The organism is Vibrio orientalis CIP 102891 = ATCC 33934 (assembly GCF_000176235.1).
Classification (GTDB): domain Bacteria; phylum Pseudomonadota; class Gammaproteobacteria; order Enterobacterales; family Vibrionaceae; genus Vibrio; species Vibrio orientalis.
Map to the genome: position 1 here is coordinate 893490 of NZ_ACZV01000005.1, position 14559 is coordinate 908048.

Genomic DNA, 14559 nt, shown 5'->3' on the forward strand with positions numbered 1-14559 from the left:
CCTTGTATTTCAAATATTCAGAGCCCTAAGGTCACTGAATGCTCCTATTTGAGCAAAATACGAATCCTTTGCTGAGGTTTTCGTTCAGGTGCGAGGCAATCTACCTCACCGAGTTTTGCAGCTTGATTCATATTTGAGGACAGCTTAGGTCGAGCGAGATAGGCCCGTTTTACCTCGAGATAAATCGAAACTGGTGTATTGTCTTTTAAGTAATGCTGGATCAACGTTTTCATACAATCAGCCAACATGGCATCGTTTTGTATATCCAATAACTCCTGTTCATTTGCTGGTCTAATAGATACAAGCAAATGAGTAAAATGGGTCAGGCAAGTTTTGCCAATGAGGAAGCCTTGACCGATGCGACTGTTGTACGCTTGATTTGTTCCTAAGCGAGTGAGTGAATCACTAGGCAGTTGTCTACGCTCAAAACGTTTGGCAGTAACATCAATCTCATACGGGAAGTAATCATTCAAAATTTGCTCAAGACCCGTCAGGCTGCGACTGCTTTGGTTAAGTAATAGTGAGTATTGAAATAGATGAGCGTGTTCTTCTTTTAGCGCAGCAATGTGATGCAATAATTGAGTTTTGTCGGAGTTAAGTTCGTTTTGAACCAATAACCATTGTCTGATTTCTAGCTGTGAAATAAGCTCAAAGTAGCGTTGGTTGAAAACGTCGAGAAAGTCCTTTAACGCATGGTCGTCATCGTGAAGTGCTAGCAATAACTCTTCATAGATGTAGTAAGGGATCACGCCTTTTACGCCAGATAGCGCTTGTTTGGCTAGCCTAAATTTCGCTTTATTGCTCTTTAACGAGAAGTATTGGATCTCGCTCGCGTCACCAGTTGGCATTGCCTCTGCTTTAAGGACTAGTTGAACTCTACTTTCTGAGTTCTCGATAAAGTGAGACAACATACGCATTGCTTGGGCAAAGTCGTATTGTTGTGGGTTTTGGCTAAGGTCTTTAATTATGTTCATGCTAACTCCTAGGCCATTTAAAGCGCGTATTGGCTTCCATGGTATTTAGGATAGCGTTTAACGAAACCGTCTCGGCCATAGACACGAACTGAAAGCTGAATATAGCGGTCAAAGCTGCAGTACTGTTGGAAGAAACGATTCAGTACATCACTAAAGGCTAAGAAGCCGCTTTGCGTATCGAGGGTGATTTCGATTTCAGTGCCAGGGCAAAAAACGTTTTTACCTAATATGCGCAGTGCTGAAACCTGCGAGCGCAATTTCACATCGCGGATCGTTTGAATTTCATCCGCAGGGAGTTGGCTACGGCTGCATAATCGAAGCATTTGCTTCAATGCTTCAGCTGGTTCATCGCTGTGTAATAAAGAGGAAAAGTTAGCATTGAGTAAGGCGACAAATTGCCAATGCAAATGAGGGTCTTGTTCTCTTGCAACAGGTGCTGAAGGTGGATAGATAGCGTAGAACTCTCCAGGCAAATTAATGCTTTCTAAACACTCGAAGTTGCCTTGAACAGAGCAGGCCGCTTTTCCATTCGTACACAGCAACCGCGTACCATAAAGTCGGTTGAATTCTAGTTCTTGCTGGTTGTTTAAACTGATTGCAAGACGGAACTCGTTGTTGCTGTCACGTGTACACTGCCAATAGTCGGCACGCTTGTTGGAGCGGTAGCTATCTTTGAAAAGTGGAACTAATGGCTTTTCACCCATAGAGGTGATTTCAAACACTTCTTTGACTTCGACGATTTCGATATCGTCATCACTATGGGCATCCGCATTGACAGGAACACTCAAGCTGCGCTGGTCATAGTTCGTTGGCTCGCCAGTTTTATCAAACAAGTTAATGGCTGGAACAATGTTTAGCTTAAAGACGTGACGATCGAAGAGACGAATAAACTCTGTTGGCAAACTATGCATAAACAGGTTGAGTACGATCTCAGAATGGTCGAATTTTGTGAGTGCCTTGTGGAACTCTTTAATACGGAAGAATTGACGTTTTTCTTTAAAGCAGAAAAACTCACTCACTAGTTGATAGCCGGAAAACTGATTGCCTTTTTGTGGAAGAAAGCGGAAGTCTTCGTCACTGACACGACTCGATAAGTTTGCCGTGTCGAGTACGACGTGATGTTCACAAGAAGTGTCAGACACAGATATTGCCTGAGTCTCTGCAAGCAATAATTCAACAAGTGAATCAGCATTGTTCTCGAAACCTTGAACAAACAAGTCGAGATTATCGCAATCCAACGAGCTGAAGTGCGTATCTGGATCCTGAGTTGATAGTTTGATCTGAATTACGCCTGTAGTTAACTCTGTACCACGAGGGCGATTGAACTTAAAGGGCGCGTTTGAAGCGTAAGTATCAAGAATTAAAAACGGCGTAGTCTGCAGATCATCAACGGTAGTAAATACGCAGTCCTTACCTTGCGTTGTCGCATTAAACTGAGACCCTTTTGGTAGCAATGTTGATTCTGCCAGGTCGGCGTCTTCGCCAAGTTCTAAATAGGCAACGCTTGGTATTGTTTGAATATAGCTAGGGTAGAGAACACCTAATAGCCCCTCGATAACTTCAGGAAGCTGATCGGAAAGTTTCTTTTCTACAGACGCGTTGAGTAATGCGACACCATCAAGTAAGCGTGCAAGACTTGGATCTTCTATCTGCCCTTGGTGTATTTTTAGGCGCTCTGCATGCCCGGCGTGTTGCTGCCCAAATTGCCCTAGGGCACGACGTACTAATGTGAGTTCTTGCTCGTAATAGCGTAATAACGGATCACTCATAACTGTCCTCCGTCATTAAGGTTTTTAAATTGTTCAGTGATATTTTTGAGTCAAAGATAAGGTCTTTCTGCCCTTGGTCTGTTTTCGCTTTTGCCACAATGCTGAACGCAATCGCGTTTTCGTTCTCTTTACGCTCACCCAGTTCAACCAACACCTTGGTCAGTCTTGGTTCGAAGTGGGTGATGTAACGTTCTAAGCGAAGTGCGAGCTGAGTTTGATCTAAGCTGGCGCTAAGTAATTGCACATCTTCGATACCAAAACGAAAGTTAGAACGTTGAAGTTCAGTGAAGCGGTCATCAATCTCGACAAGAGACGCTTCTGATTCGAGAAGGCGAGTTAAATGATACTTGATATCTTCAATGTCACCGTTTGACGTTGAGGTATCTGTTGGTTGAATAAATGCCTGCCAAAAACTCATTACGCCACCTCGTCAAACTCTGTGGTCAGGACAACCTCACCAGAGAAGTGATCGTATTGATATTGAGGAACCATACGTAATGTACAAGAAAAACTGCCCGCACTATGTGGTGACTCTGCGATAGAAACCTTGGCAAAACTTAGCGGGTACTTTGATAGTGTCTCTTCATTTGCAAAAGACACGTTGCTGGAAAATTTTTCGATCCAGTGCGTCAGAAACAGCTCACACTCCGCTGCTGTATTAAAGCTACCGATCATTTCTCGCACTTGTACTTTCAAGTAGTGTGCAATACGGCAAGACATTAAGCTGGTTTGAATCTGGGTAAGAACTTTCTCGTTGTCTGTTCCGCCGCTCAACCAAATAGAATTATTGCCGTTAAAATAGAATTTTTCGCTCAAGACACTTTTCGTCAGTGGGATAAAGCCATTTTGTGCATAGAAGGTCGAAATTTGGCCAAATAACACCACGTCGGTTTCTGGCTTATTTAGAAACTGGCTGGTATGAAGATCGATATTTGCCAGCGCGCCTTGTGACTTATCGTTCCAGCGAGATTTTAGAAAACCAAACCAATTTACTCGGTGATATTCACGCATGATGGTTGCGACAAACGCAAACGTTGCGTTGCCCCACAAGCCTTGGCCAGACTCATTATAGATAAAGCCAACTTTTTCATTTTCGTATCGGCTTCGCATACGAATTGATGGCATGACTAAACCGAGAAACTTGGAAGAGGTTTTATTTCTTAGCGCTTGCCAAGGTTGGTAGTCTTCGCCATGAAGGATTTTGTTTATTCGTTTAGTATCGGAAAGCCAATCTGCCGTCGACTGGACAAAGAAATCCTCAGCAGGCGAGAACAGCATTGGACAGAGGGTCATTTCCCCTAATTTGCTAAGAAGCTCTAAAGTAAAGAGATCGTCATAATCGGCGTCGAAATCCATATCTAGAGAGATCTTGTGGGTGAACATCATGCAGCCAAAAGGCTGGCCACCCAACGTATTTAGTTCTCGGTTGCCAATCTTATTAAACAGGTCTGTGGCTTTTATCGTATAGGCTTGGTTTACATCGCTAGAGACTTCTTCCCACGACATATCAAGTAGCTTAAGCTTGGTCCGTTGTTTGCTAACTGGCAGCTTTGCTAGGCCTTCTAGCCCGAGCCAACTTGAATGCAGATTTTGAAAGTCTTCATGATGGATGATTTGATCCATCTGCTGGGAGATGTTTTTATCGAGCTCGACAATAAGGCGAGAAACATTACTGATGAGTTGCCCTTTACTTGTTAAAGCATCAGGCATTACATCAAACAACATAGAGAGAGACTCTGATAAAAAGTCGCTCTCTGTGCTGTCTAATAACGTGAAGTCGTGCTGCCATTTAGAATCAAGATTCATATCCAACATCGTCCTTGAAAAATAATGGGGAAAAGAAGGCCGGACTAGCCGGCCTATCAATGATTAGCCTGGGATTTTGGCAACCATACGAACTGACGTGGTCAGCTCTTCAAGTTGTAGCCAAGGACGTAGGTGGGCAACAGCAGAGTATGCGCCCGGGCGACCTGGTTGTTCTACAACTTCAATGCGTGATTCCGCAAGCGGTGTTTTCGCACGTTGTTCGTTACCAATCGCACCCGCATTGGTGTATTGGTCGATCCAAAGCTGAAGTTCACGCTGAATATCAGGAGCTTCAAGGTTTGAACCTAACTTGTCTCGGCCCATCACTTTTAGATAATGAGCGATGCGGCCACTTGCCATGATGTACGGTAGGCGAGCAGAGATCGCGGCATTCGCTGTTGCGTCAGGATCGGTATAAGTCTTAGGTTGCTGCGTTGTTTGACCACCGATAAATACGCCGTAGTTGCTATTTTTGTAGTGAACAAGCGGAAGGAAGCCTAGATCGCTGAGCTCTTTCTCACGCTCATCCGTTAGGTTAACTTCTGTTGGACATTGCTGAACTAGGTCACCAGCTTCCGTCTTGTAGGTAAGGTTAGGTAGGTTCTCTACTTTACCACCATTATCAAGACCACGAATCGAAGTACACCAACCAGAAGCTGTGTACGCTTGAGTCATTTTAAGACCCAAATCGTAGGCTGCGTTAGACCAAACAAGCTCATCGTTGCTCGCTGGATTTGGATTGCCATCCATATCCGTACCAAGCTCTTCATAGTCGAATAAGCTTGTGCCTAAACCTTTCGCACCGTATGGCAAACGAGCCATAGTACGAGGAAGCGTTAGTGTTACGTAACGAGCATCGTCACTCTGACGGAATGAGTTCCATGCTGCGTACGCTGGTGAGTCAAAGCCTGCTGCTACTGGCTTACCTTCGTCGAATGTTGTGAAATCATTGAATTCGAACATTTGTGCATTGGCTGCTGCAACGAATGGTGCGTGACACGCCGCGGCAACTTCACCCATGTAGCGAAGTAGGGCTACGTCTTCATCTTTTGCACTAAATTCATAGTCACCAATGAATGTACCGTATGGTTCACCACCGGCCGTACCAAATTCACCTTGGTAGACAGCGTTGAATAGTGGGCTACGGTCAATAGCAGGTGCATCTTCAAACTGTTCTAGCAGCTCTTCTTGGCTGTAGTCGACCATTTTGATTTTTAGGTCGCGACCAAGTTCGCTTTCTTTTACCAGTTTCTGTAGACCACGCCATGAACCTTCCAGTTTTTGGAAGTCTTTTTGCTGCATAACCTGAGAAAGCTGACTAGAGAGTTTTTTATCGATCTCAGAAATAGCATTCTCAATGGTTTTAGTTAGGTTTTTGTCCCATGTCACTGTACCTGAAAGGGCTTGCTCGGCTAGAACAGAGAAGAGCTCTTTGGTGGTATCAGCAGGTGTTTGCGTTGTTGCTTCAATCGCTCTATCAAGGAAGCTCAGAGCACCTTCGGCAGCGCCAGCTTCCGCTTGGGTTTGGTTTTCAGCTTCTGTGCTCATTATTCATCTCCCTCTTTTTTAATGCCGAGTTCATCAGAAAGTGCATTGATAGTATCTGCACTCTGCAGTACTTCTTTTAGTAACTTTTCGAGGTCGCGAGAGCGGTCGGCCTTAGAAAGTAGAACTTTTAGCTGATTACGAGTTTCAACAAGCTTTTTAAGAGGTTCCACCTGTTCAACAATCGCTTCAGGCTCGAAGTCTTTCATTGAATTGAATGCTAGGTTCGCTTCAAATTGGCTATCGTCATCAGCCAAAACATTGTCTACTTTCATGCTTAGCTCTGGACCAACACGCTTCATAACGTTGTCAAAGTTATCTTTGTCTACGTTGTAGAACGTACGTTCCTCGACATCTTCTTTGTCTTGCTTATGACCTGAGTAGTCACCAATTACCCCAACAACAAATGGGAGTTCTTTGGTTTCTACAGCGCCATTGGTTTCCACATCGTAAGTGATACTTACGCGGTTTTTACTTACGCGTTTGTGTTGGGAATTTAGTGCCACGGTGGATCTCCTTTTTCAATTATGATGCGGTAGAGGTTACTTTCGCTGTCGTTGCATCGAAGCCCACTTCAGGACCTTTCTCAATCTTGCCGCCTTCACCTTCGATGTAGTACGCCTTAGAAATTTCAGTGTACGTCAGGCTAAATGATTCATTTGGAAGCGTACCGTCTGAAGCTGCCATGTTGTAGCTAGACATGCGAGCCGCTTTAAGAGTAAGAATTAGATAAGGATCGGCACCAGAACCTTCACGGTTAGGTTTCGTCATAACGATTTCAACTGTTTTGCCTTCACCGCCTGGAGCGTATAAGAAAGTCGTTAGGTGAGGTGTTGCACCGTCACAACCACGAGTTACGTTTACTTCACCTAGTGCAACCATGCCTTGGTCTGCGTTGTTAGCATTACCAACGTCGATACCTACGCCACGTACAGCATTCCAAGTGATAGTATCAATAGCAAAAAAGCCATCTTTACCACCAATTTTCTCTACTGTAGCTGCACCTTTAGGTTTCGTGCCGTCGATTCTCATGAAAATAGAAGCCATTTTATTCTCCTTTGCTATCTAGCATTATTTACCACTCAAAGTCGCTAAGATTGTCTGACGACTTAGAGGAGCTTTCTTCAGTTTTTATCGGTTGGGTAGGTACACTCTCTTCTGTAGGAAGGGTAACGGAAGAAGGTGACGATTGAGCGACTTCTGCTTGATTAATTACAGGGCTGCTCATGTTTACAGTTGGAGATAACGCTTCTCCTTTATCAGCAAGGTCAACTTTGTCTAAGTTATCCATGCCTGTTAATTGATTTATGTGTTCCATGACGTTGCTATTTCCGCCAGTCATCTCCTGCAGGAGTTCTGGTAGGCTCATATAGCCCCAGCGTATTGCTCGTTCAAGTAAGAAGGAGATAGGGCTATGCGGCTCAGTCGCTTTGAAATACTCTGCGATTTTTCTCAGCTCTTGGAATGCGTGATCGCGAGATGCAAGGTGACCAACGCTGGTAAAAGCTGCGGTATTGGTCACTAGAGCTTGGTTGAGTGATGGAGAAGCGCCGTTTGCGGTCGCGTTACTTGTTGTCGCAGCGGGCTCTGCGGATCGCGTATTGTTCGATGTTGCAGCTATTTCCACTGCAGGTTCAGTAACAGTCGCTTCAGGGGCGACTTCTGTGCTTGCTTCTTCAACGGTTTCCTCTTTACGAGGTAGGAATTCATCGTCGAGTGGCCAGTTGGCAAATTTCTCTTCTGTTAAGAATCGAATCGCGTTTATTGAGTTGGCGATATTGGCTTTGACAAAACGGAAGCTTGTCGGTGTAACGCCGATTGCCTGACACTCCTTTGCGATGGCCGCTTCTGCCTCTGAAAAGTGTTGATAGCTCTGAGAAAGCAGCATTACCGTCTCTTCAACTTCAGAAGAGAATTGGCTCTGAGCGGTTTCTTTAAGGGCGGATAGCTCTCCAGAACGCTCAGCCCTTAAATAATCACCATAGGTAATTTCATCAATTAGGCTGATAAGTTGGAGAGGCATGAAGAGCGCAGTGGAGTCGTTACTCTCACCGACAAGCTGAAGCAATGGCTTGATTCTAAACTCGGCTAATTCTTTTGCGACTCCCTGTTCATCACTACTCTTAACCTTATTTTCAGGTAGGGTCGGGTGAAGTGTCGACCAGTAGCGTTCAATAAGCTCAGTTAGTACTTTCGTTGAGTCTGCGAGCGCTTGATAAGGTTTAGTTGTAAACAACTGACTCGCGATATACCAACCTAAAAGCTCAATGTCTTTAGTCGACTTAGTCAATGCATCGAATGTATCTTGTCTTAGCTGGGCCCAATTGGAATCGTTCGTGTCTAGTAATGTTTCGTCGCTTGAAGCATCAGGAGTCTCAATAAGTTGACGGAAAGAGGATTGGGCGGTGTTGTAGCTGTTACGAAGAGAACGGTATGCCGATCGATCTAACTTCAGGTATGTTCCTGTTGCTGCTTCATCTGAAATTGGCGCCAATAAACTTTCGATATCTACCATACGACTTCCGTTGCTTGGGTGTAACGACTTGGTTAATGCAAGTGGTTGTTTAATTGTTAGATTAGGAGTTTTCCTACATAGGTATAGTCTAGGGTTATTTTATAAAAAGGCTCGTTCAAAATGACTATTTACTTAAAAAGGTGATCTGTATCTAGAAAATTGGACGGATGACGGTTAAAAAGTAGTAAATCCTTGTTTGTGAAATGGTTTTATCCACCGATTAAGACTGTGGGCATACCTAGGACTATCGAGCCGCCATGGGCTGTCGTATCGCCCATCCGTGCGGCAGGTTTGTTCATAATAAGGACCGTAGCACTGCCTTTAATTATTGAGTCAGGTGGCCCGACACAGACGCACATGTCACCCATTGTCGCCGCTGGCATGTTGCCAATAAGGACGGTTGGCACGCCAGGGCCTGTAATTGGGCCTCCGACATGAGGTATCGGCGGAACGGCAGGCGTTTGCATTGGGCAAACGTGCATATCAGTCAGTCTTGCTGCTAAGGTCATGCTGCTCCTCCATTGCCACCGCATGCGATATCGATAACGTAAGTCATTGAATTAGTATAGTAGTCATCTGCGTTATTCCAAGTTGGCAATGCTGCAGAATGGTTGATCGCCCCGGCAACGGCTTTAGCAAACAAGAAAGGATCTGGCAGTACTACCGGTAAGTCTGGAGAGACAATACTTCCCGAACCGTTCCAAAACACTGCTTGCGCTAGCCAAGAGGGGCCACAATTGAGTTCCAATCGACTAGAAAGCAGTTCAGCCTTACGTCTTAGCTCTTCGCTAGGCGAGTGGACCCACTGTTGAGCCGTTTGGATACACTGCATTTGACTGGCGCTCCAAACGTCTTTTCTTTGTAGTAGACACAGGCTAGCCCACCAAATCGCTTCTCTTACTGGCAGAGCATGCGCGAGAAATTGAATCAAATCGTTATTGAGCTCGTTAGAGCGCAATGCTTGTATTGATTCGTCAATCGTCAGGTCTGGATTTAGCACGGCCGTTGCTTCTTCTGACGCTTTGAATCTAGGTAGAATTTGCCCGCAGGTTTGATATGGGATTTTTTTATAACTCATTAGTTTACCTTGACAATTGCGCCTTTAACTTCGCCCATCACACCGCCATCAAACGTCGCTTTAAGGCCGGATTTAAATTCCGCGCTGAGCGAACCTTCAGCGGAAAGCGTCGTATCGGCTTTAATCGCAACACTTAAGCCCTTAATCGAGTTTGAACTCGTAGCTTCAAGAGCGGTGGTGGTTCCGCTTACCTTGTTCGCTGAGGTCGCTTTACTGGTGACATTAGTTCCTTGAAGGTTGAGAGCATTACTCGCTTTAATATCGATACTGCTCGCTTCAATAGAAATGGAAGATGATGAAATTGAGATTTTGCTCGAGCCAACTTTTAGATCTATAGAGTCATCAGCTTCTAGGGTAATCGTCTTGGCTTTTTCAGACAGAGCTTTGGTCACAGACAAGGTATAGTTATCTTCCGTCGTGACCGCCATTTGCTTGGTAACTGTCTGGGCCAGCTCACCTTTAATTGTTTCGGTATGATTGTTTTCGATTTCGTTGGTCAAATCTTTCGCTGCATGAAGATAGATAAGCTCGTTATCCTTCTTATCGTCGAAATAGAGTTCATTGGATTGACCGTTTAACTTAGTCTTAATACCGCTCTTGGTCGTATTTGCTTCTTTGTATGGCGGCGAGTTCTTACTGTTGTAGACACTACCAGTAATAATCGGTTGGTCAGGGTCGCCATCAATGAATGACACCAGTACCTCTTGTCCTGTTCTAGGTACAAATTGAGTACCATAGCCATTTCCAGCGAGCATTTGCGCGACTCGAACATAGCAGCTGGTTTTGTCCCCACTTGATTCAGTGTCCCAATGAAATTGAATATAGACACGGCCCTGAGCATCTTGATTTATATCTCCTGCACTAGAACCAGCGACAGTGGCACTTTGAAGACCATGAACACGATTTTTTTCAATTGGTGCAGGGTAGTAAGAGGTTGTTTTCGGGATTGCTGTGACTTGGCTGCTACAGACAACATCTTCAGTGTATTGGGTCGTGACTGAAATGATCGAATAATCGGCCAATTGAGATTTGTCTAAATGACTTGCTAAGGAGAACCATGTTGCTATTTCAAATAGGTCATGTTTGGCAGTCGCGATGACTTTCTCATAGTCTTGTTCTAAATAACCAATTCGTCTTTTCGCAAGGTTACTCGCGAGGTCTGTTTTATCACCACTGACCCCTTGAGGAGGGTAATGGAGATTCGCAAGTTTTGTGTTGTTAGCGATTGTGTTACTGCTTTTTTGAGCTTTGCTCGATACTAACTTTGATTGACTGTAGTCATACGCAGTTAATTCTACACTGGCTCCGTGGAATGATAATGCTGGGGACCAAGTTTCGATTAGCGGCAGTGAACCACTTGGAGTTTCAACCATATCAAACTTTGCGTTTTCTGCTTTATCAAATGGAGACTGAGCGTCTTGTAGAACCAAAGTATGATCTTTATCGGAGTGGGTGAAGTAGTATGAAACGCCTTCTTCGGCGAGCAAGCGTGTAACGAAGTCATAGTCAGCTTCATTGTATTGAAGGCAATACTCGCGCTTTGTCGTTGGCATTTTCGCAATCTTATAGCAGCCCTTGAAGCCCGCATTGTCGAAAATGTCACTGACAATTTCTTTAGTCGATTGGTTCTGGTAAACACGGAATGAATGCGTGTGCTTGAGCAATTCTAACCAAGGCTTTAACGTCACTTCATAAAGGGCAAATTGCAGATTTCCATCCATACCTAAGCTTTTAATACCCGTGACGATACCATTATATGAGCGAGATAAAGACGAGCTACCAGAAACGTTAGAATAACGGTTAATAGTAAGCAGTTGACCCAGCTGACTTTGAATATCAAAACTATTGGAGATGAGAGTCGCAGTGACTAGAAAAGGGTCAGATAGGGTTTGAGTAACAGAAAATTGGCTTATAGCATGATCCTGTCCTTTAAAATCTTTTGCTGACATTGGACCGGAGGTGGCGGAAAAGTTCTCAGCCATAGCACTTCCTTAAAAACTGACTTCCCGTTTGAGTAAAGCTACTCTAAACAATGATTTGTGATGCTTGTTAATATTTCATTAAAAAGTAGCAGGTATTGATTATGAAATAAAATAAATTCACTATTATCTTATAAATTAAAGAATTATAAGGAGAGTGTAATGGCTAGCTCGGACGCTAAAAACATGGCGAAACAATTTCTGAATCATGTAGAAAAAGAAAGTGCTTCATATCATAAAAGTTGGTCGAGAAAGTTCGGCAATAAGTATCAATCTGCGAAGAACTGGGTCAAACGTGACAAAAAAATGGTCGCAATGGATGTGGTTCAAAAAGGGGTCAAAACCGGGATTGGTATGATTCCATTTCCCGGGAGTAAAGAAGGGGCAGCCCTACTTGAAGCGGCTGGTGGTGCGGCGTTGAAAGCAGCATCCAAAAAGGCTTGGGAAGAAGGATCGAAGAAAGGCGTTAAGTCCTTGCTTTCTAAGAAAATAGAAGAAGCTAGAAAGCATCTAAAAGTAAATCCTGTTGGTAAAGTCGATCATCAGGTGTTTGTGAACTCAGCCCAAAAACGTGATCAAAAGATTCATGCGATTCGAAAGCTGGTGAAATACGAAATTAAGCTGTTACCTAAAAAAGCTGATGAACTGAGTTTGCGATTATTTAAGCTCAAAGAGGCGCTTAACTCATCCAGAAATAAATTATCGCAAACGATAGTCAGTATGGATTCAAGTGAAGGTGCGACTTTAGAGCGCATGCAGGCATGGGCGGCATATTTTTCGGCCATTCAGGAAGTGAATCACTATCAAGATAAGCTGAGAGATACCTTGGTGCATATCCAAGAGATTACCAAGGATGTCGAATGGTTCCTGGCGTCTAGCGAGGCAGCAACAGAGCAAATGACCGCTGAGAACTTACCAAAGCTAGAAGAGGCGTTTGATCAGATTAAGCGAGGCTACGGCAACATCAACTCACTTAAACAGTTGCAAGAGATGATGATTGAACGAAATTTAATTGACGCCGGAATGATGGATCCAAGTGCGGCGAAATACAAATATACGCTTTAGCAGTACCTATTAGCGAAACAAAAAAGGAGCCCAATTGAGCTCCTTTTTTTAAATTTATACTTATTCACCGGCTGTCTGCGGCAATAAGCTTTGCCTTGTTGAAGCTAAATGCCATGCTGGCGATTTCATTGGGCTGGTCGGCGATCTCGTCGACTGACGGAAGAACAACAAAGAAAATCAGCGGTTCATGGTAAGCGGCTCGCCATGCATGAGCATAAGCATCTTTTTTATACGCAGAGAGATTGACCGTTAGGACTAAGCTCTCTACCGCTAACTCACTCCCTTTAAATCTACCCAACTCATGTACTGCGCCCCAAAGCGACTCAAGGGGACGCTCGTGGGTACTTTTTAAAAACATCTCTAGTTGAAGTGCGCCTTCACCATTTAACTCAGTAGCCGCTAAGCGTTGGATCACTCTTACTCCATCTTTAAAGGGAAGGTAGGGCAGATTATTGTCTACAATCTCTCCGTTTTGCGGGCAGAGCTGAATGGTATTGGCATCTTGCTGGCTCGCATATACCTCACAAGAAAACTGCTGAACTACCGTCTTTAAAGCTTGGTGGAATGATGGTGTCTTTAAGTCTTCGAATGAAAAACCTTCACTATTTTCTACTTCAGCAAACACTTTACTGAACGATGTTTCGATCTCGTTTTGTTTCTCTAAGCTGATTAATGCGTTTTGCTTGATTGCTGATTTGAGAACGTTGTTTGACTCAATAACTGCAATTTCCTCACTAGAATACGTCGCTTCGCTCAGTAGAGGGTAATAAGGCTCACGCTCTGGGGGCGAGAAAAAAGCGCAACCACTAAGCAATAAGCTTGTGATGAACGTGCTATACGTGAGGGCTTTGTGGGCGTACATATGTTTTAGGCTATAAGGGTAGCTAATGGTAGTCAGATACTAATCTTATTCGGGTAGCGAATCACAACGTAAATATCAATAAAGCTGTGTGCGTCACACTAGACGTATTGTTGCATACATGATGTTACTCGGCGCTGAATCACCATTACTTATACCTTAGTCTTAATTGTCGACAATCTTCTTGATTGTCGACAATGTTGTGGTCTATTTTAATTGTATGAGTGCGAATTGTAGACAGTGTGTTGTCTTTTAACGAGTGTGTTGATGATGAATATTGAACTTAAAACTCGACAGAAAGAGGGAACTCCGGAGAAGGAAAATACTAAATCTGAAAGCCTTACGGAGTCGTTAGTCGAAGCGATAGTCAGTGGCGAGATAGCGCCGGGTAGTAAGATATCAGAGCCTGAGTTAGCCAAGTTATATCAAGTAAGTCGGGGTCCGCTCAGAGAAGCGATCATGCGTATTGAAGGTCTTGGCCTGATTGAACGAATTCCCCATGTTGGTGCTAGAGTGATCTCTTTTTCGCCTGAGAAACTCATCGAGCTTTATTCTGTGCGCGAAGCGTTAGAGGGGATGGCCGCAAGATTGGCTGCAAGACACATTACTGAAGATGAGTTGGTCGGATTAGAGTCGGTCTTGTCGACACACTCAAAGCATATTGATGAAGTGGAGGGGGCCTCATACTTCCATCAACATGGTGATTTTGATTTTCATTACCGCATTATATTGGCCAGCCGTAACAGTAAGCTTATTTCACTGCTTTGTGATGAGCTCTACCACTTATTGCGCATGTACCGCTACCAATCTCCAAGAGCACAGTCACGCCCGGTTGAGGCACTAGACGAGCATAAATACATCTTACAGGCGATTCGAAATCGAGACGAAGAGTTAGCAGAAATGCTGATGAGACGTCATATTTCGGGCAGTCGAACATTGATTGAGCAACAAATCCTAAGGGACTAGAGG

General features: G+C 44.1%; 14 protein-coding genes. 2 read left to right on the plus strand and 12 right to left on the minus strand.

What is annotated here, in order from left to right:
* Nucleotides 1–44 precede the first annotated feature (44 nt).
* The 11 genes from VIA_RS14915 to VIA_RS14965 all read right to left on the minus strand — a co-directional run bounded on the left by VIA_RS14915 (nucleotide 45) and on the right by VIA_RS14965 (nucleotide 11669).
* Entirely contained in the window at nucleotides 45–974 is a 930-nt protein-coding gene (locus VIA_RS14915) for a type VI secretion system baseplate subunit TssG (RefSeq protein ID WP_004413918.1), read from the minus strand.
* A gap of 17 nt (nucleotides 975–991) precedes the next feature.
* Entirely contained in the window at nucleotides 992–2743 is a 1752-nt protein-coding gene (tssF, locus tag VIA_RS14920) for a type VI secretion system baseplate subunit TssF (RefSeq protein WP_004413919.1), read from the minus strand.
* A complete protein-coding gene (gene tssE, locus VIA_RS14925) occupies nucleotides 2736–3161 on the minus strand; it encodes a type VI secretion system baseplate subunit TssE (RefSeq protein WP_004413920.1) in 426 nt (141 codons plus the stop codon). The genes tssF and tssE overlap by 8 nt, the downstream gene beginning before the upstream one ends.
* Nucleotides 3161–4549, minus strand: a complete 1389-nt coding sequence (locus VIA_RS14930; RefSeq protein WP_004413921.1) for a type VI secretion system contractile sheath domain-containing protein — start codon at nucleotides 4547–4549, stop codon at nucleotides 3161–3163. Before VIA_RS14930 ends, tssE begins: the two co-directional genes overlap by 1 nt.
* Nucleotides 4550–4612: 63 nt before the next feature.
* Nucleotides 4613–6097: a type VI secretion system contractile sheath large subunit gene (tssC, locus tag VIA_RS14935; protein ID WP_004413922.1), complete on the minus strand. Its 1485-nt coding sequence runs from the start codon at nucleotides 6095–6097 to the stop codon at nucleotides 4613–4615.
* Nucleotides 6097–6600: a type VI secretion system contractile sheath small subunit gene (tssB, locus tag VIA_RS14940; protein ID WP_004413923.1), complete on the minus strand. Its 504-nt coding sequence runs from the start codon at nucleotides 6598–6600 to the stop codon at nucleotides 6097–6099. Before tssB ends, tssC begins: the two co-directional genes overlap by 1 nt.
* Before the next feature lie 19 nt (nucleotides 6601–6619).
* Complete coding sequence (locus tag VIA_RS14945; RefSeq protein ID WP_004413924.1) at nucleotides 6620–7141, minus strand: Hcp family type VI secretion system effector; 522 nt, start codon at nucleotides 7139–7141, stop codon at nucleotides 6620–6622.
* A 28-nt stretch (nucleotides 7142–7169) separates the two neighbouring features.
* Nucleotides 7170–8609, minus strand: coding sequence for a type VI secretion system protein TssA (locus tag VIA_RS14950; protein WP_004413925.1), 1440 nt, complete (start codon nucleotides 8607–8609; stop codon nucleotides 7170–7172).
* Between the two features lie 209 nt (nucleotides 8610–8818).
* Nucleotides 8819–9118 (minus strand): PAAR domain-containing protein, encoded by a 300-nt coding sequence (locus tag VIA_RS14955; RefSeq protein WP_004416408.1) that lies wholly within the window; start codon nucleotides 9116–9118, stop codon nucleotides 8819–8821.
* A complete protein-coding gene (locus VIA_RS14960; RefSeq protein ID WP_004413926.1) occupies nucleotides 9115–9687 on the minus strand; it encodes a DUF6931 family protein in 573 nt (190 codons plus the stop codon). Before VIA_RS14960 ends, VIA_RS14955 begins: the two co-directional genes overlap by 4 nt.
* Nucleotides 9687–11669, minus strand: coding sequence for a type VI secretion system Vgr family protein (locus VIA_RS14965; protein WP_004416407.1), 1983 nt, complete (start codon nucleotides 11667–11669; stop codon nucleotides 9687–9689). Before VIA_RS14965 ends, VIA_RS14960 begins: the two co-directional genes overlap by 1 nt.
* Before the next feature lie 159 nt (nucleotides 11670–11828).
* Here VIA_RS14965 and VIA_RS14970 point away from each other — a divergent pair, with 159 nt between their 5' ends.
* Entirely contained in the window at nucleotides 11829–12731 is a 903-nt protein-coding gene (locus VIA_RS14970; protein WP_004413928.1) for a hypothetical protein, read from the plus strand.
* 64 nt (nucleotides 12732–12795) lie between these two features.
* On the opposite strand, the gene VIA_RS14975 is transcribed toward VIA_RS14970, so the two are convergent.
* Complete coding sequence (locus VIA_RS14975) at nucleotides 12796–13593, minus strand: hypothetical protein (protein ID WP_004413929.1); 798 nt, start codon at nucleotides 13591–13593, stop codon at nucleotides 12796–12798.
* Between the two features lie 267 nt (nucleotides 13594–13860).
* Here VIA_RS14975 and VIA_RS14980 point away from each other — a divergent pair, with 267 nt between their 5' ends.
* Entirely contained in the window at nucleotides 13861–14556 is a 696-nt protein-coding gene (locus VIA_RS14980) for a GntR family transcriptional regulator (protein WP_038210879.1), read from the plus strand.
* The last annotated feature ends 3 nt before the right edge of the window (nucleotides 14557–14559 follow it).

Excerpts from the sequence above, each read along its gene's own strand:
- VIA_RS14930 (WP_004413921.1), bottom strand. The coding sequence starts at position 4,549 with ATGAATCTTGATTCTAAATGGCAGCACGACTTCACGTTATTAGACAGC.
- VIA_RS14960 (WP_004413926.1), bottom strand. The coding sequence starts at position 9,687 with ATGAGTTATAAAAAAATCCCATATCAAACCTGCGGGCAAATTCTACCT.
- VIA_RS14970 (WP_004413928.1), top strand. The coding sequence starts at position 11,829 with ATGGCTAGCTCGGACGCTAAAAACATGGCGAAACAATTTCTGAATCAT.
- VIA_RS14945 (WP_004413924.1), bottom strand. The coding sequence starts at position 7,141 with ATGGCTTCTATTTTCATGAGAATCGACGGCACGAAACCTAAAGGTGCA.
- VIA_RS14980 (WP_038210879.1), top strand. The coding sequence starts at position 13,861 with ATGAATATTGAACTTAAAACTCGACAGAAAGAGGGAACTCCGGAGAAG.
- tssE (WP_004413920.1), bottom strand. The coding sequence starts at position 3,161 with ATGAGTTTTTGGCAGGCATTTATTCAACCAACAGATACCTCAACGTCA.
- tssF (WP_004413919.1), bottom strand. The coding sequence starts at position 2,743 with ATGAGTGATCCGTTATTACGCTATTACGAGCAAGAACTCACATTAGTA.
- VIA_RS14955 (WP_004416408.1), bottom strand. The coding sequence starts at position 9,118 with ATGACCTTAGCAGCAAGACTGACTGATATGCACGTTTGCCCAATGCAA.
- tssC (WP_004413922.1), bottom strand. The coding sequence starts at position 6,097 with ATGAGCACAGAAGCTGAAAACCAAACCCAAGCGGAAGCTGGCGCTGCC.
- VIA_RS14915 (WP_004413918.1), bottom strand. The coding sequence starts at position 974 with ATGAACATAATTAAAGACCTTAGCCAAAACCCACAACAATACGACTTT.
- VIA_RS14965 (WP_004416407.1), bottom strand. The coding sequence starts at position 11,669 with ATGGCTGAGAACTTTTCCGCCACCTCCGGTCCAATGTCAGCAAAAGAT.
- VIA_RS14950 (WP_004413925.1), bottom strand. The coding sequence starts at position 8,609 with ATGGTAGATATCGAAAGTTTATTGGCGCCAATTTCAGATGAAGCAGCA.
- VIA_RS14975 (WP_004413929.1), bottom strand. The coding sequence starts at position 13,593 with ATGTACGCCCACAAAGCCCTCACGTATAGCACGTTCATCACAAGCTTA.